Genomic DNA, 21,096 nt, shown 5'->3' with positions numbered 1-21,096 from the left:
CTGGAGGAATGACAACAGAGCAGATCCCAGGCGGTAAGTCGACGATCACGCCGTACGTCGTGGTGAAGGGTGCCGACAAGTTCTTGGAATTCGTCGAGCAGACCTTCGAGGTCCGCACGAGCGGACGGTTCCCGAACCAGGACGGCACGGTCGGGCACGCCGAGATCACCGTCGGCGGATCGGTCCTGATGACGTTCGACGCGGCTCCGGAGTGGCCGGACACCCCGAGCTTCCTGAGCGTGTACGTCGACGACGTCGAGCGGACCTACCAGCGGGCGATCGATGCCGGTGCGACCGTGGTGACCGAGTTGATGTCCTCCGGGATCACCGGCGACCGCGGCGGCCGGGTGAGGGACCCGCTGGGCAACATCTGGTGGCTGCAGACCCACGTCGACGACGTCGACCCGAGCACCATCCCGGCCCTGTTCGGGGACCCCGAAGAGGCCGCCAAGATGCGCATCGCCCAGGACACGTTCGCCGACGAGATGCGCAGGCGGACTACGAACTGAGCAGCCGCACCGGTTGGCCGGGGCGGACCTGGGCACACGCGTCCAGGTCCGCCGAGGCGATGTACGCGATGACCGGATACCCGCCGGTGACTGGATGGTCCGCGAGGAAGATGACCGGCGTACCGGACGGCGGGATCTGGATGGCGCCGCTCGTCATGCCTTCGCTGGCGAGTTCGCCGGTGCAGGCGCGTTCGAGCGGCTCCCCGTCGAGCCGTACGCCGACGCGGTTGCTGTTGCTGCTCACCTGATAAAGCTGCGACACGAGCGACGCCCATCCCGCGTCGGTGAACCAGTCGCGTCGCGGTCCCGGCGTAACCCGCAGTACGACCGTCCCGTCGGCCGGATGCGCGACGGGAGCGAGGTCCACGCCGGGCATCGGTTCGACCGACGAGCCGACCGGCAGCGTCTGATTCGCGACGAGCGGCGCCGGCCCGAGACCGGACAACAAGTCAGTGGAGCGGGAGCCGAGCACTGCGGGTACGTCGATGCCGCCGCGGACGGCGACGTACGTCCGCAGTCCGCTCGACGGTGCGCCAAGACGCAAGACCTGACCCGCGCGCAGCGTGGTCGGCGCATTGAGCGGTACGCCGGTGCACGGCGCTCCGGTGATCGCGATCACGAGATCGGTGTCGGCGTGCACCACCAGACCGCCGTACGTCACCTCGATCGCGGCCGCACCGTCAGGATTGCCGACCAGCCGGTTGGCAAGTGCGTAGGCGGACCGGTCGCAAGCACCCGACGCCGGTACGCCGAGCGCCGCCTGGCCGGATCGTCCCCGGTCCTGGATCGTTGCCAAGGGCCCCGGTTCGAGAACGGTCAGGCTGCTCATCCACGACCCGCGTCGACGAACCGGACCCGGCGCCCGGGGTGGAACAGCGCGGCGGGTTCCCGGGAGGAGTCGAAGATCCGCACCGAGGTACGGCCGATCAACTGCCACCCGCCCGGTGACTCACGGGGATACACGCCGCTGAATTCTCCCGCAAGCGCGACGGCGCCCGTCGGCACCTTCGTCCGCGGCGACTCCCGCCGCGGGATGTCCCACGAGCCGGCCGACGTCAGGTACCCGAACCCGGGCGCGAACCCGCAGAACGCCACCGTCCACTCGTCCCCCGTATGACGGGCGACCACCTCGGCCGCCGTGCATCCGAGCAGCTGCGCCACGTCCGGCAGATCCTCGCCGTCGTAGACGACCGGGATCTCGATCAGGTCGCCCGACGTCTGCGCCCCGGCGATCGGGGTCACCGCGCGCAGAGCTCGAGACAGTACGTCGAGACTGCCCGACGTCGTGACCAGCACGGTGCGCGCGGCCGGTACGACGTCGACGACGTCCGCCGGCGGATCCGCGGTCAGCGCCGTGTAGTACCCGAGCACCTCGTCGAGATCGTCGAGCTCGACCAGCAACGCCCGATCACCCGAGGGGAGAAGTCGCATCAGCCGGTGAACGGGCGCAAGGTCACGCCCGCTCCCTCCACCGCGCCACGCACCCGGCGGGCGATCTCCACAGCTCCCGGAGTGTCGCCGTGCACACAGATCGACGCCGCGTCGACCAGCAGCGAGCCACCCGCGATGTCGCGGATCGGCTGCCCGGTCGCCATCGCCGTACAGCGGGACGCGATCTCGTCCGCGTCATGCAGCACCGAACCGGCGTCGCGCCGGGACACCAACGTGCCTTCCGGCGTGTACGCGCGGTCCGCAAAGGCCTCATGCACCGCGGTCAGACCGGCCTCGGCCGCGAGCCGGAGCCACTCCGAGCCAGGGAGCCCCAGCACCGGAAGGGTCTTGTCGTACTCCGCGACAGCCGCGACGACCGCGGCGGCCTGCTCCTTGTGGTGGCCGATCGTGTTGTACAGCGCCCCGTGCGGCTTCACGTACCTGACCCGATCGCCCGCGATCCGGGCGAAGGCGTCCAACGCGCCGATCTGGTACACCACCTCGTCGCGCAGCGCGGCGGGCTCGATGTCCACGAACCGGCGCCCGAAGCCGGCCTTGTCGGCGTACCCGACATGCGCACCGATCGCGACGCCGCGCTCGACCGCCTCGGCCGTCACCCGGCGCATGATCGACGGGTCGCCGGCGTGGAAGCCGCAGGCCACGTTCGCACTGGTGACGACATCGAGCAGCGCCGAGTCGTCGCCCATCGACCAGGAGCCGAATCCTTCACCCATGTCCGCGTTGAGGTCCATGTGCCACCTCCTGGCCCCGAGCGTAGGGATTGTTGAACAATCCTGCAAGAGGCTTGTTCCACTTTTCCTGCCCAGCTGAGATGATGCGGACATGAGTACGGGTGGGGCCGAGGACACTGGATCGGACGTTGGGCGACAGGCGTGGCTGCGGACCGTCGCGGCCGACGTCGCGCGACTGGACCGGAGCAGTTCGGCCGAGCGCGCCGCGGACATCCTGCGCCGCAGTATCACCGAAGGCGCGTTGCCGCCCGGCGCGCAGCTCTCCGAGGTCGAGCTGACCGAGGTCCTGGAGGTCAGTCGGAACACACTGCGCGAGGCCTTCCGGCTGCTGACTCACGAGGGTCTGCTCGTCTACAAGCTGCACCGGGGCGTCTTCGTGCCGGAGCTGGACGAGCACGACGTGATCGACCTGTACCGGCTGCGGCGCGTCCTCGAAGTGGACGTCGTACGCGGTCTGGCGGACCGTGATCCGGAGCTCCCGGCCGGCCGGCTCGACCCCCTGCACGACGATGTCGAAGCTGCCGAGGCCGCCGCGAGCGCCGACCGCTGGCCGGCTGTCGGTACGGCGAACATGCGCTTCCACCAGCACCTGATCGGGCTCGCCGACAGCGCACGGATGGACGCGATGACCGGCCGGCTGCTCGCAGAGCTGCGACTCCTCTTCCATGTGATCGCGACTCCGCGCGAGCTGCACGAGCCGTACATCGCGCGCAACCGCGGGCTGTTCGAGCTGCTCGAGGCCCGCAAGTACGAGCAGGCCGCTGCCGACCTGCACCAATACCTGCTCGACTCTGAACAGGGCATCCTCGCGGCGTTCCGAGATAAGGGCTTGCGCGCGCCCAGGACAACCTGAGTTGATGAGTTGACAACGTCAGCTGCAAAGGGGAGCTCAGCTCATGACCGATGACGCCCGGACCGACCAGACGCCGAAGTCCTACCGTCCTATCGACGCCAAGGGATTCCGGGAGTTCGTCTCGCGTGGCTGGGGGCCGGTCGACCGCTCGGTGTCGGTGCCGGAAGGGCTCGCCGAGGCCGCTGCGGAGCATCGGCGCAAGCTCGCCGCCGCGCTGCCGGGACGCCGGATCGCGCTCGCGGCCGGTCGTGCGCCGGTCCGGTCGAACGACACCGACTACCAGTTCCGCGCCGACAGCGACTTCGTCTGGCTGACCGGTTGCCAGGCCGAGGGCTCCGTCCTGGTCATCTCGGCGGACGGCGACGCGACGCTCTACCTTCGCGAGACGGCCGGGCCGGACGAGGCGGACTTCTTCTCGAACGCCCGCGACGGCGAGCTGTGGATCGGCCCGGTGCCGGGGCTGAAGGATTGGTCGGACGCGCTGCAGATCGCCTGCCGCCCGATCGAGGAGCTGCCCGCGGCGGTCCGGGGCGCGGTCCCGTTCATGCTGTCGGTGCCCGGTGTCGAGCCGATGCTGGACGCCTTGGTACGGACGTCGCCCACCGACGGCAACGCGCTGCGGCAGACGCTCGCCGAGCTGCGCCGGATCAAGGACGACTGGGAGCTCGACCAGCTGCGTGAAGCCGTCGCGGCGAGCGTGCTCGCGTTCGGCGACGTGGCGCGGGAGCTGCCGGAGGCGATCCGCGGCGGCGGCGAGCGCTGGCTGCAGGGCACCTTCGACCGGCGCGCGCGGACCGCGGGCAACGGTGTCGGGTACGCGTCGATCGTTGCTGCTGGCAACCACGCGCCGGTGCTGCACTGGGTCCGCAACGACGGCGCCGTGAACGAGGGCGACGTGATCCTGCTGGACGCCGGCGTCGAGACCCGCACGCTCTACACCGCCGACGTGACCCGTACCTTCCCGGCCAGCGGCGAGTACTCCGCGGCGCAGCGGCAGGTGCACGACCTGGTGCACAAGGCACAGCTCGCCTCGCTGGAGGCGGTCAAGGTGGGAGCGCCGTACCGCGCCTTCCAGTACGAAGCGCTGCGGGTGCTGGCCGAAGGACTGCGGGACTGGGGTGTGCTCGACGTCTCGCTCGACGAGCTGCTCGGCCCGGACGGGCAGCAGCACCGCCGGTACATCGTCTGCGGGACCGGTCACTACATCGGCCTCGACGTGCACGACTGCGACGCGTCCCGGCCGGAGGCGTACTTCGCCGGCACCATCGAGGCCGGTATGGCGCTCGCGGTCGAGCCGGGGCTGTACTTCCACCCGAACGACGAGACCGTCCCGCCGGAGCTGCGCGGTATCGGCATCCGGATCGAGGACAACGTCGTCGTCCACGAGGACCGGCTGGAGATCCTCACCGAGGACCTCCCGATCACCACCGACGGCCTCGAGCAGTGGACCAAGTCCCACCTCAGCGGGCGGTAATCAAAATTACCAGTCACGAACAGTAACGTTCGTCGCTCCCCGACGATGTACAGGTCGGGGGAGGGTCGAACTCGGCTCGGCGCGTGGCAGTGGGGGGCCGCGGAGCCCGCGCCAGCCGAGTCGGCCCCGGACTGGGTCCAGGGGGGACCCAGGGTCCCGGGTACGGGGAGTAGTCAGCATGAACCTACGAGTGCGAGTCATGTACTGCGGAAGCCGGCACTGGTACGCCGACATCGACGACGCCGACGATCCGCAACCGGACGATCCGTTCTGGTTCGTCGACAACTGCCGGACCCAGACGCAGGCGCTGGAGAGCGCCTGCGCCGAGCTCCGGCTGATGTCTGGCCGGCTGGTTCGGGGTGATCAGCTCGACCGGGTGCTCGAAGTGACCGGCGTACCGGTCTGACCCGTCACCCGGCGGGTTGTACGGCGGCACAGCTGCTGCCGCGCTTCGGTACGTCCCGTGCGATCAGGTAGTTGTCGATCGTGCTCTTCATGCACGGGCTCTTCGTGTAGCTCCCGTGTCCCCAGCCCTCGTACGTCAGCAGTACGCCGTACCGTCCGAGCTGACGCTCCACGCTCTGCGCCCACATGTAGCCGGTGGCCGGGTCGTGGATCGCGTTGGCGAGCAGCACAGGCGTCTTGAGCCCACGGACCTTCAGCTGGTGCTGCGGGTTGTTCGCGGGCGGTGAGCCGAGGCAGATGGACACAGCCATCAGCTGACCGGGGTAGCGCAGGTCCTGGTTGTTCCGTGCGAGCCGCTGGAGATGTCCGGCGTACTCGCGGTAGCTGCGCACAGGCAGATTCCAGTCCTGACAGAACACCGCCAGCGGGTACGGCGCGACTCCCGTCTGCACCTGCTTCGGGGGAGTGCCGCCCGCCTTCAGCATCTCGGCCAGCGCGGACCACTGCGGTTGGTAGAGCGCCCGGAACACGGCGAAGCTCAGCGTGAACGGGTCAGGCGACTTCGCGAGCAGATCCGCCCAGAGAGCGTGGATGTCGCGACCGTGCAGTGCACAGGTCGTCGTGGCGTCGCACCACTTCACGAACTCGTCGAACGAGTCCTGTACCGCGGCCGCCTGATCGTCGAGGAAGTCCCGTGTCGTGGACGAGCTGTGGTCGCTCACGCTCTCGAGCACCATCGCGCGGACCCGGTTCGGATACGTCTCGGCGTACTGCGCTCCGAGCAGCGTCCCGTACGAGCTGCCGTGGAAGGAGATCGTGGACTCGCCGAGCGCTCGCCGTACCGCGTCGACGTCGCGCACCGTCTGCCAGGTGTCGATGTGGTCGTACAGCGGCCCGGTGTGCTCCCGGCAGTCCGTGGCCAGCTGCCGGTTGTAGGTGATCGTGGAGGTGAACTCGGCCGCGCTCTTGATGATCGGCGACGGCTGCTTGTTGAGGAGCTCGGCCGAGCAGCGCACCGGGTTGCTGCGCGCCACACCGCGCGGGTCGAAGCTGACGATGTCGAAGCGGTCCTGCACGTCCGTGCTGAACCGGTCGATCCCGGTCTTGATCCGGTCGACTCCCGAGTCGCCAGGACCGCCTGGTCCGAACACGAGGACGCCGACGCGTTCGCTCGGCACCTTCGCCGTACGGCGGGCGATCGCGAGGTCGAAGGTGGGACCGCCGGGATCGCGCCAGTCGATCGGCAACCGGAGCGTCGCGCACTGCGAGCCGAGAACCTCGGTCGGGTCGTCCTTGCCCTCGGGTTTGCAGTCGGTCCACTGCACCCGGTTCGTGGTTGCTGTTGCTGTTGCTGTTGCTGTTGGGAGCGTGGTCAGCCCGGCGGCCGCGACGCCGAGCAGTACGGCGCCGGTGACGGCGCGCTGGGTGAACGTCATGCCGCCGATCCTTCGGCAATCGCTTGCTGCAGGCATCAGGGAGCCGCCCCCGTGCGACCCGGAGCACGGCTTGGGGGACTTGTTAGGGTCGGGCCTTGATGAGTACCAAACATGCGGCGTGGTTCCGGACGGTGGCGATCGCCGAGGCGATCTCGTGGACCGGACTGCTGATCGGGATGCTGTTCAAGTACGTGCTGTCCGACAACGAGATCGGGGTCAAGATCTTCGGCCCGATCCACGGCGGCATCTTCATCGCCTACGTGGTCACCGTGCTGGCCGTGCGCGGCCCGTTGCGGTGGTCCTGGCCGGTCACGTTGGCCGCGCTGGCAGCCAGCATTCCCCCGCTGTTCACCTGGTTCTTCGAGATCTGGGCAGTCCGCACGGGCCGGATTGACGCCGGCCCGGAGACCGCCGTACCGTCCACAACGTCAGTGAATTCAACAGCCGCATGAACCCGTGCGGGAGAGACCCGGACACGAACCGGGCGCCGTAGGAGCAACTCTCCCCAAGAATCTCTCAGGCACCTTCACCGCGCGGGCGAGGCACCTCTGGAAGGCATCCGCCTGACAGAGCGGGGAGGACACCAAACGGTCAACGACGACCGGAAGGAACCTCCACACGATGGCGATCAGTGTCTTCGACCTGTTCAGTATCGGGATCGGCCCGTCGAGCTCCCACACCGTGGGACCGATGCGCGCCGCCCGCACCTTCGCACTCGGCCTCGCCGACGACGGCCTGCTGGCCGCGACGACGACCGTCGAGGCCCAGCTCTTCGGCTCGCTCGGCGCCACCGGGCACGGGCACGGCAGCAACAAGGCCGTCCTGCTCGGCCTCGAGGGCGCTGACCCGGAGACCGTTGTCACGCACTCGGTCGACGCCCGTGTCGAGACGATCCGCGAACGCGGCCGCATCCTGCTGGCCGGCACCCACGAGATCGCCTTCGACGAGAACACCGACCTGCTCATGCACCGCCGCAAGGCGCTCCCGTACCACCCGAACGGGATGATGTTCGTCGCCCGCGACGCGGACAACGCGGTACTGCGGGAGCGCACCTACTACTCGGTCGGCGGCGGATTCGTCGTCGACGAGACCGCCGCCGCGGGGGACCGGATCGTGCCGGACACGACCCCGCTGAAGTACCCGTTCACCACCGGCGCGGAGCTGCTCGAGCGGTGTCGCGAGTCGCAGCTGTCGATCGGCGAGGTGATGCTCGCGAACGAGCTCGCCTGGCGGACCGAGGACGAGGTCCGGGACGGGCTGCTGCACATCTGGCAGGTGATGCAGGACTGCGTCCGCGAGGGCTGCGAGACCGAGGGCATCCTGCCCGGCGGCCTCAAGGTGCCGCGCCGGGCCCACGCCCTGCACAAGAAGCTCAGCCAGGACCCGTGGTCGGTCGATCCCCTCAAGGTGATGGACTGGGTCAACCTGTTCGCGCTCGCGGTCAACGAGCAGAACGCGTCCGGCGGCCGGATCGTCACCGCCCCGACGAATGGTGCCGCCGGCATCATTCCCGCCGTACTGCACTACTACCGGCGCTTCGTGCCAGGGGCGACCGAGGACGGCGTGGTCCGGTTCCTACTGGCCGCCGCAGCGATCGGCGTGCTCTACAAGGAGAACGCGTCGATCTCCGGTGCCGAGGTCGGCTGCCAGGGCGAGGTCGGGTCGGCCTGCTCGATGGCCGCCGCCGGGCTGTGCGAGGTGCTCGGCGGTACGCCGGAACAGGTCGAGAACGCCGCCGAGATCGCGATGGAGCACAACCTCGGCCTGACCTGCGACCCGGTCGGCGGGCTGGTGCAGATCCCGTGCATCGAGCGGAACGCGATGGCGTCGGTGAAGGCGATCAACGCGAGCCGGATGGCGATGCACGGTGACGGCGTCCACGTGGTCACCCTCGACAAGGTCATCAAGACCATGCGCGAGACCGGCGCCGACATGAAGATCAAGTACAAGGAGACGTCCCGCGGCGGCCTGGCCGTCAACGTCATCGAATGCTAGTCACCCTGGGAATGGCAGTACCAGGCTGAAATGCGTCCCGCCCGGAATACTGGAGGACATGGGCGAGCTCGGCAGGACGTTGCACGCGTGGCGTGATCGGGTCACGCCTTCGGAGGTCGGGCTGCCTTGCGGTGGGAAGCGGCGGGCGCCGGGGCTGCGGCGCGAGGAGCTGGCGCACCTCGCCGGGCTGTCGGTCGACTACATCGTCCGGCTGGAGCAGGGCAGGTCGGACTCACCGTCGGCCCAGGTACTGACCGCGCTGGCCCGCGCGCTCCGGTTGTCCGATGCCGAGCGCAACCATCTGTTCGTGCTCGCCGGCGAGGTCGAGCCGTCGCCCGGACAAGTGTCGGCGTACATCCCGCCAGGTGTGCAGCGGATCGTGGACCAACTGGAGGGCGCGCCACTGTGCGTCTGTGACGCCGCCTGGACGATGATCACCTGGAACCCGCTGTTCGCGGCGCTGATCGGCGACCCCTCGCAGTCGCACGGGCGGCGGCGGAACATCATCTACAAGCATTTCGTGGAGCCGGGCGACCGCATCGTCATGACGCCGGAGCAGCAGCAGAACTTCCGGAACGCGATGGTCACCGACCTGCGTGCGTCCCTCTCCCGGTACCCCCGTGACGCGGACCTCCGGGCGTTGATCGAGGAACTTCGCGCCGGGTACGTCGACTTCGCGCAACTGTGGGACCAGCCGCTGGTCGGCTTCCACCAGAGTGAGCGGAAGACGATCCGGCACCCGGAGGTCGGCACCTTCGACATCGACTGTGACGTGCTCGCGGTCCCGGGCAGCGACCTGCGCATCGTCGTCTACACCGCCGCCCCGAACACCGAGGCCGCCGAGAAACTCCGACTGTTGTCCGTGATCGGCCTCCAGGCCTTGCTCTGACTGATCAGCTAACGCACTGCATTCCTACGGCTGCGTAAGTGGCACAGAATTCCCGAAACGTTTCTGTTTGACGTGGAATTTCTTCCAAGGGCTGTTTGAAACGACTCATCAACCGATACTCTCCGAGTCTTGTGAATCCGATGTCTGTCACGGCTTCCCGCCGCCCGCCCTGGCAGAAACCGCGGCGTCGTCGCCAGGCTGCCGCCGGCGCCGGTGTCCTGGTGCTCGGCTACCTCGTGCTGGTCTTCATCGCCCTTCTCGGCGGCCCGCGGATCGGCGCCGGGTTCCTGCCACTGCCCGGCGGCGGACCGAAGCCGGCCGCGCCGATCGCCGGCCCGCAGCCCGGCGAGCCGACGCAGAACATCCCTGGACTCCCGCCCCGGACCACCCCGGCGCCGGCCGCCACCCCCTCGGTGACACCCAGTGCCGTTGCGACGCCGTTGCCGACAGCAACCAAGCCGGGAGAGACGCAGGTTCCGGTCGGCGTCGCCAGTACGCCGTACCCGACGCTCGTCCCCGGGACGGCGACGCCGCAGGTCGTCGAGACCACCGAACCCACGGCCCCGCCCGCGACCAAGCGACCTCCGACGGTCCCGACCGCGCCGCCCCCCACCAACGCGACCACCGCGCCGACGAGCCGCCCGACGAGCCGCCCGACCGCGTCGACCACTCCGACCGCGCCCCCCACGAAGCCGACCACCACCGCGCCGCCAACCACCACCCCGACCCCGCCACCGCCGCCGCCCGACGACCCGGACGACCCCGGACTCCTCGGCGGCATCATCGGCGGCCTGCTCGACAAGCTCGGCCTCTAGTACGCCTCGACCTCGGTGGTGGCGGCGTTGCCGCCTGGGCGGGGTTGCAGGTTGATCTGCCAGGCCTGGTTCTTGCCGAAGGTCTGGTCGAACTTCTTGAACGAGCAGTCCGAACGGAACTTGCGGCGCTCCGCGTCCCAGTCCGTGCCGCTCTTGAAGTAGAGGCGGTACGCGCCGCCGATCCGGTTGACGGTCGCGGACTGCGTCGCCCGCAGGTACACCATCACCTGTGGCGCACCCGGTGGCTTGCCGTCGCTGATGATCGAGATCGCGACGTCCTTCGTCGTACCGTTGGTGATCTTGAGCCGGCCCATCCCCTCCGGATCACGCCGTACCAGGATCTCGCCGTTGTCGGGTTGCACCTGCTCCGGCGCACGCCCGGGGTCGGGCAGCGTCCGGCCGAACGTCAGCTTGAGCCGCTGCAACTGCACGAGCGCGGTGCTGAGGTCAGCACGCAACTGCCGCTGCACCTTCTGCGACGTGTACGCCGTACCACCGCAGCGCGCGTCCTCCTCGGTCTTCTCCACCGAGCTCGTCAGCCGCGTCGCCGCCACACCGAGGCGCTCCTGCAGCAGCGCATGTACGCCGGTCAGCCGGGACGTCACCGTCAGCGCGGACAGCCGGATCGCGACCGTGTTGAGCGACTCCGCAAGCGTGCTCACCGCCTCGCTCAGACCCTCGGCCGTCCGGACCCGGGTCAGCGCCCGCGCCGGCCCGGCCAGCACCTGGTCGATCCGGGTCAGCTCGGCCTGATAGCCCACAGCACTCAACGGTCCCGCAGCCGGCACCGATGACGCCGGCGCGGGCGCGGCACTACTGGAAGAAGTCGCGACAGGACTTGGCGCAGGCTCCGGTTCCGCACCGCAACCCGCAACCAGACCCACCCCGGCACAGAGCGCAACCCAGCACTTCATCCCCACCCCAACCCCCCAGGTTCCCCAACCCGTGAGGGTCAAGGGTAAGGCATCAGTCCCGTGGTGTGGGACGGACGAACGGGAACGCCAGTGTGCTGCGGATGTTCTGACCGGTGAGCATCATCATGACCCGGTCGACGCCGATGCCCAGACCGCCGGTCGGAGGCATCGCGTACTCGAGCGCCGACAGGAAGTCCTCGTCCAGCGACATCGCCTCGGGGTCGCCGGCGGCGGCCTTCAAGGACTGTTCGGTGAGCCGGCGGCGCTGCTCGACCGGGTCGACGAGCTCGGAGTACGCCGTACCGATCTCGGCCCCGAACGCGACCAGGTCCCAGCGCTCGGCGAGCCGTGGATTCGTGCGGTGGTTGCGGGTCAGCGGGGACGTCTCGAGCGGGAAGTCGGTGTAGAACGTCGGCAGCGTGGTGTTCGGCTCGACGAGCTCGTCGTACAGCTCCAGGACGAGTTCGCCGGCCGTCATCTCGAACGTCGTGTGGACGCCGTGCTCCGCGCACAACTCCCGGAGCTGGTCCGCGGGCGTCTCCGAGTCGATCGCCGTACCGGCGGCCCGGCCGACAGCGTCGTGGACGGTGACGACCGGCCACTCGCCCGAGATGTCGATCTCCTCGCCGTCCCGGCGTACGACGGGCTTGCCGTGCACCGCGGTCGCGGCCTCGATCAGCAGCTCCCGGGTGAGCTCACGCATCACGTGGTAGTCGGCGTACGGCTGGTAGGCCTCGACCGAGGTGAACTCCGGGTTGTGGGTCGCGTCGGCGCCCTCGTTGCGGAAGTTCCGGTTCAGCTCGAAGATCTTGCCCATCCCGCCGACACTCAGCCGCTTCAGGTACAGCTCCGGCGCGATCCGCAGGAACAGCTCGGTGTCGTAGGCGTTGATGTGCGTGACGAACGGCCGCGCGTTCGCACCGCCGTGCACCGCCTGCAGCATCGGCGTCTCGACCTCGATGAACCCACGCGTCTCGAAACCGTTGCGCAGGGCCCGTACTGCGGCACTGCGTTGCTGCATCATCCGCAGCGACTCCGGGTTCATCACCAGGTCGAGGTGGCGCTGCCGGACCCGCGCCTCGGGGTCGGTGAATCCCTTCCGCTTGTCGGGCAGCGGATGCAGGCACTTCGCCGCCATCACCCAAGACGTCGCGGCGATCGACAGCTCACCCCGGCGGCTCGTGACGACCTCGCCGGTGACGCTCACGTGATCGCCGATGTCGACAAGTCGCTGCCATTGGTCCAGCGGCACGTCGCCACAGGACTCGGCCGTCAGCATCACCTGCAGCTGCGTGAGCCCGTCCTGCAGCTGCGCGAACGCGAGGCCGCCGTGGCTCCGCATCCGCAGCACCCGGCCGGTCACGGACGCCGTGTGCCCGGTGTGATGGTCCGGCGGCAGGTTCGGGTACAGCTCCCGGACCTGTTCCAGCGTCTCCGTCCGCGGCACCTCGACCGGGTACGGATCGATGCCCGCAGCAACGAGCTCGGCGAGCTTGGTACGCCGGATCTGCTCCTGCTCGGTGAGCTTCCGCGTCGGCAACGCCGGCCTCAGCAACTCCTCTTCCTGCTCGTGTACGGCGGTTGCGAACGCGCGACCGTCCGCGGCCATGATCGCGTGCCGCTCCGCTGCCTCGACACTGTCGACGCGGGTCCACGGCCGCGGCGCCGGCAGGAAGCCCTCCGCGGTACCGGCTGCCAGCACCACCTGCGCGAGCGAAGCGCCTCGCGAGTAGCACATCAACCGGGGCGACCAGCGCGGCAAGTACTTCTCGTTCGACTGGTACAGGCTCTCCAGCTGCCAGAAGCGTGATCCCGCGGTCAGCAACGCGTTCGTGAGTCGCAGTACCGGTCCCGCGCCGACCCGCTCGGCGTCGCTGAAGATCTCCCGGAACATCGCGAAGTTCAGCGAGATCCGGTGTACGCCGAGGTCGCCGCAGGCGTCGATCAGCGAGGTCACCATGAACTCCATCAACCCGTTCACGGACTCGGGATCGCGCCGCATCAGATCCAGCGACACGCCCCGGACACCCCACGGGGCGAACGACAACAGCCCGCGGACGACGCCGTCGGCGTCCCGGGCGATCACCATCACGCAGCGCGAGTCGGCCGGATCGCCGAGCCGCCCGAGCGCCATCGAGAACCCGCGCTCGGTCCGCGCGCCGCGCCACTTCTCCGCAAGGTGGACGTACCGCGCCAGCGTCTCCGGAGACAGGTCTCCGTGCCGCACGACCTCGGCGTGGTACCCGGCCCGCTGGACCCGCGTCACGGCCTGGCGGACCGGTCGCATCGTGCGGCCTTCGAGGGTGAAGTCCGCGACGTCGATGATCGCCTCGTCGCCCATCGACAGTGCGCGGAGGCCGGCGTCGACGTACGCCTGCGCCGCCTCCTCGCTCGCCGACAGCACCGCCGGGGACCAGCCGTACGTACGGGCTTCGGCGAGCCAGCGCTGGATCGCCGCCGGCCAGGCGACCGGGTCGCCGAGCGGATCGCCACTGGCCAGGCTGACGCCGTTGACCACCCGGTACGCGATCGCGGCGTCGTTGCCGGGTGCGAACACGACCGCCTTGTCCCGGCGGGTGGCGAAGTACCCGAGGGAGTCCCGCTCGCCGTGCAGCAGGAGCAGGCGCCGTACCTCGAGTTCCTCGGGCTGGGTCAGGTACCGGACCCGCTGGACCGAGCGGAGGAAGATCCAGAACGCCAGCACCAGCGAGGCCGCCGAGATCGCGCCGACGGTCAGGCCGATCCAGCCGTGGCCCTCGTGACCGCCCATCTTGCTGCGCGACTGGCCGAGCGCGGCGATCACCGCCCAGCCGATCTTCTGCCGTTGCCCGCTGAGCGTGCGCGGGAAGATCTGGGTGAGGGTGACGCTGACCGCGATCGAGATCAGCATGCCGAACACCAGTGCGCCGACCGCGAGCCGCCGGCTTCCGGGCGCGAGCCGGGCCGGGAAGGCGCCGCGGATCGTCCACAACAGCGCGACGATCGCGGCGACCACGACCGCCTGGACGATGCCCCACTCGAGATCCTGCACGCTGGCCGGACCGAAGTCGCGGAGCAGGTCCGCGTCCGTCGGGTTGGCCAACCGGACGCTGGTGAACGCGATCCCGGCGACCTGTGCGAGGAACCAGAGCGCCTCGAAGACCCACAGCACCCAGAGCAGGGCGGCGCGCTTGCCGCGCAGCAGCGCGCTGCCGACCACCGCGAGGTAGACGGCGGAGAAGATCGTGTGCCCGGCCGGGATGCCGACGAAGTCGAACGCGAAATCGACGTGCTTGACGAACTTCGGCGCGCCCACGTGCAGCGGGATGGCGATGAAGGACCACACCGAGGCAAGCACGACGACGCGGCCCACCCAGACCGCGGCCCGGTGCTGCCACACCGGGATCACTGCTGCTTGTTCCGACCGCACCAGCCGATCATCCCACTAGTTCGCTGCGACTTCGGTCGACCTAGCACTACCTCGACGGTACAGCTGACGCCACAGTCAAGACTTTGGTTGACATGCGACGGTGTTGTGCATGGTCGCCGTCCCTTACCGCCTGATCCGCAATCTGATGCTTGCCGCCGGCGTGCTGTACTGCAGCCTGCTGCTCGAGGTGGCGGCCGGATTCCCGCTGGACGTCCACAGTTCGTTCCTCAGCGAGCTGGGGGCGCGGGACCAGTCCACGAGTCTCTACGCGCGCGGGATGGACCTGGCTACGGGCGTGTTGCTGCTGGTCGCCGTACTGCTGGCCAGGCCGGCGGCGCGGTCGCAGTGGGAGCTGACCGGTCTGCTGATCAGTACGACGGTTTTCGGGCTCGGCACGTTGTTCGACTCGTTCTCGCCGATGGACTGTGCACCGTCGGCCAGTGCGGCGTGCCGAGCGGCAGAGGCGAACGGCCAGGTCGGAGTGGCGCTGGTGCTCCATGAGGTGACCTCGACCCTCGCAGGTCTCGGCAGCATCGCCATGGGCGTCTTCGCGGTCCTCGTACTCCGCAAGAGCGGCTGGGGCGGTCCGTGGGGCAAGGCGGTCGCCGTACTGGCCGGAGCGGTCGCAGTAACGCAGACGTGGCTCGGCCTGCAGACCGGGAGCGACGTCCTCACTGGCAACGAACTGGATGCCCCAGGCATCCTGCAACGCGTCTCTGTCGCGCTCGTCTGCTTAATGCTGGGGACAGTATTACCAGCTCTGAGGCACGCTTTATCTCGATGGCCGTGACGTGGATCGTGTTGCCTGGGCTGGCTGAGACTCCGGAGGAGTTCAGCCGGCTTGTCGAGTTGCTCCCGGACGAGGATGTTCGCGTCATCGATCCGTGGCGTACGTCGATCACCTCGGACGTCGACGCGTTGCGGACGGCAGTCGGCGTACGGCCCGATGCGGAGATCGGACTGATCGGGCACTCGATCGGCGGACTGGCCGCACTGCGCTGGGCGCTGACGCGGCCGCTCGAGGTGGCCCGGTTGGTGCTGGTCGACAGCAGCCTCACGTCGGAGACGGGGTGGCGTGCATTCTATCCCGGGACGCGTGGTGACCGGGTGGCTCGCTCGGCGGCGCGGTTCCTCGGGCGGATCGGCGTACCGCAGCTGCTCGGTCCTGCGGTACGACGGTTGATCGTGCGGCTCGGCAGCACGTCGAACCACGACCTGTTGTCGAAAGCAACGGCCAAGGCACGGTACGGCGGGGACAGGTCGTGGCTGCTGTTCTGGGACGAGCTCGCGGGCAGCTGGGAGCTGGCCGCAGAGGTGGCCAAGCTGGTCGCCGGTCCGGTCGGCGCAATCGCTCCGACGTCTCTCCTGGTGGCGACCGGCGGTACGTCGCGCTTCACCGCCGGCAGCTGGCTGGCCGGCCAGCAACGTCTGGCTGACACCTTGGGTGGAACGGTCGAGGTCCTGGCCGACTCGGCGCACCTGGTCCACCTCGACCGCCCCGACGCCATCGCCGCCGCAGTCCGCCGGTAGACCCTTCCCCTCAGCGCCCGGAGTGCTTTACGCTCATTCCACTGAAACGGTCGTGGCAGTAATCGTCTGTAGTGGACTTGCACAATGAGTGATGACTAGGTAGTGCTGGTCATCGCTGGAGTTGGCAGCTTGCGTTGCCAGACCTCGTCGAGCGCCATCCGCATGGCACCGGTGACCACGGCGTCCTCGGCCAGGGCGGAGAGCTCCAGCTTCGGGTGGTTGAGCGTCAGGAGGCGCAACTGGTCCGAGATGGCGTCCAGCAGTACGGCGCCGGCGCGGGCGACACCGCCACCGATCACCACCGCAGTCGGGTCCAGCACGAGCACGGACGGCGCCAATGCGCGTGCGAACGTCCGGGCGACCTGCTGTACGACGGCCTGCGCCACCGGGTCGCGCTCCGCCGCAGCGGCGAACACGTCCGCCGTGTCCAGCTGCTCTCCACCCAGCTCGGCCAGCCGCGACTGCGGGTTGTCGAGCGCGGCCTGACGACCCAGCGCGGCGATCGCCTCCGAGCCGACCGCACGCTCCAAGGGGCCGCGGCTGTCCTCCGGGTTGATCACGTCGTCCGTGTCGGTGGCGATGAAGCCGATCTCACCGGCCGCCCCGGTGCCACGGTGCAACCGGCCGTCGATGACGATGCCCGCACCGAGCCGCTCACCCCACTGGACCGCCAGCAGCGTGCCGGTCCCGCCGCGTGCGGCGGCGATCGCCAGCGCGGCCAGGTTGGCGTCGTTGTCCAGCATGACCGGGCAGTCGAGCAGACCGCGGACGTGTTTGATCAGGTCGATCGCCGACCAGCCCGGCACACTCGGGACCAGCTGGACCCGGCCGGTGTGCTCGTCGACGATGCCCGGGCTCGCGGCGACCACGGCGGCGATGTCCTCGGCCGGCACCTCGGCCTCGGCCAGGGCCTCGTTGATGACCTCACCGATGACTCCGAGCAGCTGCTGCGCGGTCCATCCGGGTCCTGAGCGCCGTACCAGCGAGAGCTTGCGGCCGGCCAGGTCCGAGACGCCGACGGTGACCCGGTGCGGGCCGACGTCGAGTCCGAGCACCGGTGCGGCGCGGCCACGCAGTGAGACGCGGATGGCCGGGCGACCGAGCGAGCGGTCCGCGGAGTCGGGGCCGTGTTGCTGCAGCCAGCCGGCGTCGAGCAGCTCGTCAACGGCCTGGGCGACCGTCGGTCTGGCCAGGCCGGTGCGCTCGACCAGCTCGGCGACGCGCAACGGTGCGGGCGCGGAGCGGCGTACCGCGTCCAGGACCGCGGCCACGTTGATCCGCCGCAGCATCGTCGTACCGCCGCCGCCGACCGTTCCCTTGCTCATGTCCGACCCCTTGCCTGCCACCCGCACAGTATAGATAGCGAGCGTTCGTAAATACTGTCCATTTGACCCCACCGACTGGCGGATACCGGTGGGTGAGTCGACAACTTAGTCCTGAAGTACGGTCCGGGCGAAACTGCTGAGCGCCTCCCGGTCCGGTTGCTGCGTCTTGGTCATCAGGCTGGCCACGTGCTTCTCGACGGTTCGCGGCGAGATGTGCAGCCGGGATGCGATCGACTTGTTCCCGATCCGGTCCACCAGCAGCCGGCACACCTCGTACTCACGGGTGGTGATACCCATCTGCCTGAGGTACGCCGGAACCTGTTCCGAACCGCTCCGCCGCTGTGACACTGTCGCACCGAGTTGCCGCATCAGGCTGCGACACGCACTCGCCACTGCCTGGATGTCGGCGTTGTGGAAGTAGTCCTCGGCCCGCCGCAACCACGTGACCGGTTCACCCCACCCGTCCGCGTGGGCGGGCTCGGCCACCAGTCGCAGACCGAGGTGGTGCGCCATCGGGTACAGCGACGCGGTCTCCGTCGCCGCGAGCACCATCGCGTTCGCCGCGTCCACCTGTCCGTCCCGCCCGAGCAGAACGGCATGAGCCAGCTGGACGAACTGCTTGTTCCACCGCATCCCACTGGCAGCGGTCGCGGTGACGACCTCGAAGTGCGCCCAGCCGTTCCGGCCGGACAGTACGCCGAGGAACAACCCCAGACCGTTCTTTCCGGCTGTGTGCAGCGTGGTCGGGTTCTGAGCGTCGTACGCGAGGGCCTGTGCCATCTCGGAGTCGGCCAGCTCGCGGTTCTCCTCCAGGAGCGCGCAGAACGCCCGCGCCAGGCCGTACGAGTACGGCAGCTCGTACGACGCCCGCTCGCCACCCCAGTTCGCGACCTCGCCCAGCGTCGACTCCATCGCCGACCGCCGGCCCTGGTGCGCCTCGAGGATCGCCTTGGTGGCCAGGAAGTACGTCGCCGACCGGCCCATCCGCAGCCGGCGAGTGACCTCGAGACACTCGTCGATGATCTCTGCGGCGCGTGTGTACTCGGACCGCAGGATCGCCTGCTGGCCGAGGATCCCGTCCACCTCGTACACCAACGGGATGGCGCCGATCCGCAGCGCCTGCTGACGGGCCCGCTCCAGCTCGAGGATGCTGCCTTCGGCGAGGCAGATGGTGCCTGCCTGGAGGATGTGCGAGACGACCCGCTGGAACGTCATCGCGTGGTCCTCGGCGACCTGCCGCGCCCGGTGGAAGTAGTCGATCGACTCGTCGAGGTCGTGTTCGCGGGCCAGGATGCCCAGCAGTTGCAGCGCCTCGCAGGCGACCTCGGGCAGCTTCGCGCGTTCGGCCGCCGCGGCCGCGCGGGTGGCGAGCTCGGTGGCGGCCTTGAGCCGGCCGGGACTCGTGCGGGCGAGTTCGAGGTTCGCCGCGACGACGTCCACCGGCGCGAGGTCGGCGTCGCCGGCGTTGCTGCCGAGCAGGGACCGGGCGGTCGTGACGTGGGCCAGCGCGGCCGACCAGCGACCGGCCATCATCTCGGCGTTCGCGAGCTGGACGTGCAGCGCGGCGACCTTGCGGCTGTCGAGGTTGCGGTCCGCCAACTCGTCGACGGTCACGGCATGCGCGGCGATGTGCTCGAAGCGGCCGGTCGCACTCAGCGCGAGCAGCAGCGAACCGAGAACGTCGGCCCGGTGGCTGATGTCGGGATCGGCGGTGAGCAGGCTGTTCGCGCGGTCGAGCAGGTTGGCCGCCGACCCGGTCGAGCCGTCGTCGAACGACCTGCGCCCGGCCAGTGCGAACAGCCGCCCGGCGCGGATCGGGTCGCCACCGGTTTCGGCGAGCTCGGCGACCATCGGGCACCACTCGCCCGGCAGACCGGGATGCAGCTCCTCTACCGCGTCCGCGCAGCGACTGGCCAAGGCGGAGCGTTCGGTCGGCGTGAGACCGGCGAGCAGCGATTCTGCGGTCAGCGGATGCCGGAACGCGTACCAGTCCGGCGCCGGCTCGTCCGGCCCGACCAGCTGGGCTGCGACACCGGCCCGAAGCGTTGCCAGCAGCAAACGTTCGTCCGTCCCCGTCGCCGTGCGTACGACGCTCAGTGGGAACCGGTGCCCGATCACAGCGGCCAGCACGAGGATGTCGCGCGACTGCGACCCGAGCTGCGCCGTACGGCTGCTGATGCTGCGCACCACCGCGGGCGGGACGTTCGTCTGCAGGTCGTCGACGATCTGCACGCTGCCGTCCGGCCCGGACAGCAGCTGGCCGCTGCGGCTCGCCTCCTGCAGCAGTTCCTCGACGATGAAAGGGATTCCGGCGCTGTCGCTCCACAACTGATCCGCCAGTTGTTCGGGTACGCCGCTGACCGCGACCTCCAGACAACCCGCGGCGAGCTCCGCGACTTCGCTCCGGCCGAGCGGGTGCAGCTCGGTCAGCTCGGCCGCACCACGCTGTGCCGACAGCTGTGCCAGTTCGTACGCCGCGCAGGTCTCGGACCGCAGCGTCGCGACCAGTGCGATCGGTTGCTCGTCCAAGTTGTCGAGCAGGTACTCGATCACGGCCAGCGTCTCCGGGTCGGAGCCGTGCAGGTCCTCGAGTACCAGCAGACAACCGTGATCCCGGCCCGCCAGGGCAAGCAGCCGCAGTACTGCCTCACCGAGTACGACCGGTGACGCAGCGGTGGCGTGTGCGCTGCCGTCGTCCCAGTCCGGCACCAGCCGGCCGAGAACCTGCCGGTACGGACCGAGGCTCTCCGTCGTGGGCATCTCGCCGCGCCGGATCAGTGAGAGCAGGGCCTCCGTGAACGGGCGGAACGCAACCATCGTCCCGATCGCGCCGACCCGTCCGCGCAGCGTCGTCATGCCGGCGTCGAGGGCCTGGGCGGTGGCTGTCGCGGCCAATCGGCTCTTGCCGATTCCGGGCTCGCCGACCAGGAAGATCGCACCACCGTGACCGCCGCGGGCTTCGGCCAGCAGGCGGTCAAGGCTCTCGATCTCTAGGTCTCTGCCGACGACAGTCGGCGAGCGGGTCTGCATGGTTGCCAACTGTAACGACGGATGGTTGTCAGCGCAGGTTGTTCGACGGGAGGCCGACCGCTTCTGGACAGCGGCCGGCCACTCCGTCAAACGTTTCGTAGGCGCCTGGACCTAGATCGTCGTCCACGGGATGCTGTCGGGCGCCGCGACGACGGCCGCGGCCGCGAACGCGCTCAGGCCGACGGTCCCCGCGAGGACCATCGCCCGTACGCCGACCTTGGTCCGCTTCGGCAACGTGATCGGGCCGAGTGGGTCGGTGCGCTCCGGCTCCGGGCAGTGCGCGTCGGCCGGAAGGTTTGACTGAACATCGTGGTGCTGGGCGGTCATGC

19 protein-coding genes and 1 riboswitch are annotated in these 21,096 nt (G+C 69.4%); of the genes, 10 read left to right on the top strand and 9 right to left on the bottom strand.

The window, feature by feature from the left end:
* Positions 1-8: 8 nt before the first annotated feature.
* Positions 9-509 (top strand): VOC family protein, encoded by a 501-nt coding sequence (locus tag E0H45_RS07960; RefSeq protein ID WP_131335635.1) that lies wholly within the window; start codon positions 9-11, stop codon positions 507-509.
* On the opposite strand, the gene E0H45_RS07955 is transcribed toward E0H45_RS07960, so the two are convergent.
* Genes E0H45_RS07955 through E0H45_RS07945 form a run of 3 tightly spaced genes read right to left on the bottom strand, consistent with a single transcriptional unit; the run spans position 499 to position 2,692 of the window.
* Positions 499-1,338 carry a 5-oxoprolinase subunit C family protein gene (locus E0H45_RS07955; protein ID WP_131335633.1) on the bottom strand — a complete coding sequence of 280 codons (840 nt, stop codon included), beginning with the start codon at positions 1,336-1,338 and terminating at the stop codon, positions 499-501. The genes E0H45_RS07960 and E0H45_RS07955 overlap by 11 nt on opposite strands.
* Positions 1,335-1,940: a 5-oxoprolinase subunit B family protein gene (locus E0H45_RS07950; protein ID WP_131335631.1), complete on the bottom strand. Its 606-nt coding sequence runs from the start codon at positions 1,938-1,940 to the stop codon at positions 1,335-1,337. The genes E0H45_RS07955 and E0H45_RS07950 overlap by 4 nt, the downstream gene beginning before the upstream one ends.
* Positions 1,940-2,692 carry a LamB/YcsF family protein gene (locus E0H45_RS07945; protein WP_131335629.1) on the bottom strand — a complete coding sequence of 251 codons (753 nt, stop codon included), beginning with the start codon at positions 2,690-2,692 and terminating at the stop codon, positions 1,940-1,942. The genes E0H45_RS07950 and E0H45_RS07945 overlap by 1 nt, the downstream gene beginning before the upstream one ends.
* Positions 2,693-2,783: 91 nt before the next feature.
* On the opposite strand from E0H45_RS07945, the gene E0H45_RS07940 reads away from it, so the two are divergent.
* From E0H45_RS07940 to E0H45_RS07930, 3 genes are all read left to right on the top strand, one after another.
* On the top strand, positions 2,784-3,545 hold the full coding sequence (locus tag E0H45_RS07940) for a GntR family transcriptional regulator (RefSeq protein WP_131335627.1): 762 nt from the start codon (positions 2,784-2,786) through the stop codon (positions 3,543-3,545).
* Positions 3,546-3,588: 43 nt separating this feature from the next.
* Positions 3,589-5,019 carry an aminopeptidase P family protein gene (locus E0H45_RS07935; RefSeq protein WP_131335625.1) on the top strand — a complete coding sequence of 477 codons (1,431 nt, stop codon included), beginning with the start codon at positions 3,589-3,591 and terminating at the stop codon, positions 5,017-5,019.
* Positions 5,020-5,197: 178 nt separating this feature from the next.
* A complete protein-coding gene (locus tag E0H45_RS07930) occupies positions 5,198-5,425 on the top strand; it encodes a hypothetical protein (protein ID WP_131335623.1) in 228 nt (75 codons plus the stop codon).
* A gap of 4 nt (positions 5,426-5,429) precedes the next feature.
* On the opposite strand, the gene E0H45_RS07925 is transcribed toward E0H45_RS07930, so the two are convergent.
* A complete protein-coding gene (locus tag E0H45_RS07925) occupies positions 5,430-6,860 on the bottom strand; it encodes an alpha/beta fold hydrolase (protein ID WP_131335621.1) in 1,431 nt (476 codons plus the stop codon).
* 98 nt (positions 6,861-6,958) lie between these two features.
* On the opposite strand from E0H45_RS07925, the gene E0H45_RS07920 reads away from it, so the two are divergent.
* From E0H45_RS07920 to E0H45_RS07905, 4 genes are all read left to right on the top strand, one after another.
* Positions 6,959-7,312, top strand: coding sequence for a DUF3817 domain-containing protein (locus E0H45_RS07920; protein ID WP_131335619.1), 354 nt, complete (start codon positions 6,959-6,961; stop codon positions 7,310-7,312).
* Positions 7,310-7,402, top strand: a riboswitch (glycine riboswitch). (Overlaps the previous gene by 3 nt.)
* A gap of 79 nt (positions 7,403-7,481) precedes the next feature.
* The gene (locus E0H45_RS07915) at positions 7,482-8,855 is read left to right on the top strand and encodes an L-serine ammonia-lyase (RefSeq protein ID WP_131335617.1); all 1,374 of its coding nucleotides are present in this window, start codon (positions 7,482-7,484) and stop codon (positions 8,853-8,855) included.
* Between the two features lie 58 nt (positions 8,856-8,913).
* Positions 8,914-9,744 (top strand): helix-turn-helix transcriptional regulator, encoded by an 831-nt coding sequence (locus tag E0H45_RS07910; protein ID WP_131335615.1) that lies wholly within the window; start codon positions 8,914-8,916, stop codon positions 9,742-9,744.
* Between the two features lie 140 nt (positions 9,745-9,884).
* Positions 9,885-10,559, top strand: a complete 675-nt coding sequence (locus tag E0H45_RS07905) for a hypothetical protein (protein ID WP_131335613.1) — start codon at positions 9,885-9,887, stop codon at positions 10,557-10,559.
* Here the strand turns inward: E0H45_RS07905 and E0H45_RS07900 are convergent.
* Both E0H45_RS07900 and lysX read right to left on the bottom strand, forming a co-directional pair.
* Positions 10,556-11,320, bottom strand: coding sequence for a hypothetical protein (locus E0H45_RS07900; RefSeq protein ID WP_131335611.1), 765 nt, complete (start codon positions 11,318-11,320; stop codon positions 10,556-10,558). The two genes, E0H45_RS07905 and E0H45_RS07900, sit on opposite strands and share 4 nt — an antisense overlap.
* A 205-nt stretch (positions 11,321-11,525) precedes the next feature.
* Positions 11,526-14,882 carry a bifunctional lysylphosphatidylglycerol synthetase/lysine--tRNA ligase LysX gene (gene lysX, locus E0H45_RS07895; protein WP_131335609.1) on the bottom strand — a complete coding sequence of 1,119 codons (3,357 nt, stop codon included), beginning with the start codon at positions 14,880-14,882 and terminating at the stop codon, positions 11,526-11,528.
* Positions 14,883-14,991: 109 nt separating this feature from the next.
* On the opposite strand from lysX, the gene E0H45_RS07890 reads away from it, so the two are divergent.
* Both E0H45_RS07890 and E0H45_RS07885 read left to right on the top strand, forming a co-directional pair.
* Positions 14,992-15,672 carry a DUF998 domain-containing protein gene (locus E0H45_RS07890; RefSeq protein ID WP_131335607.1) on the top strand — a complete coding sequence of 227 codons (681 nt, stop codon included), beginning with the start codon at positions 14,992-14,994 and terminating at the stop codon, positions 15,670-15,672.
* Positions 15,663-16,412, top strand: coding sequence for an alpha/beta fold hydrolase (locus E0H45_RS07885; protein ID WP_131335605.1), 750 nt, complete (start codon positions 15,663-15,665; stop codon positions 16,410-16,412). The genes E0H45_RS07890 and E0H45_RS07885 overlap by 10 nt, the downstream gene beginning before the upstream one ends.
* Positions 16,413-16,507: 95 nt before the next feature.
* Here the strand turns inward: E0H45_RS07885 and E0H45_RS07880 are convergent, their stop codons facing one another.
* The 3 genes from E0H45_RS07880 to E0H45_RS07870 all read right to left on the bottom strand — a co-directional run bounded on the left by E0H45_RS07880 (position 16,508) and on the right by E0H45_RS07870 (position 21,094).
* On the bottom strand, positions 16,508-17,737 hold the full coding sequence (locus E0H45_RS07880) for an ROK family transcriptional regulator (protein ID WP_238154851.1): 1,230 nt from the start codon (positions 17,735-17,737) through the stop codon (positions 16,508-16,510).
* A gap of 105 nt (positions 17,738-17,842) precedes the next feature.
* The gene (locus E0H45_RS07875) at positions 17,843-20,767 is read right to left on the bottom strand and encodes an ATP-binding protein (protein ID WP_131335601.1); all 2,925 of its coding nucleotides are present in this window, start codon (positions 20,765-20,767) and stop codon (positions 17,843-17,845) included.
* A 111-nt stretch (positions 20,768-20,878) separates the two neighbouring features.
* The gene (locus E0H45_RS07870) at positions 20,879-21,094 is read right to left on the bottom strand and encodes a hypothetical protein (RefSeq protein WP_131335599.1); all 216 of its coding nucleotides are present in this window, start codon (positions 21,092-21,094) and stop codon (positions 20,879-20,881) included.
* Between the last annotated feature and the right edge of the window lie 2 nt (positions 21,095-21,096).

Origin of the sequence: Kribbella soli, from assembly GCF_004331345.1 — a bacterium.
GTDB classification, from domain to species: Bacteria; Actinomycetota; Actinomycetes; order Propionibacteriales; family Kribbellaceae; genus Kribbella; species Kribbella soli.
Note: the sequence above shows the minus strand (reverse complement) of the source record. Positions and strands in the feature narration are given on the sequence as shown.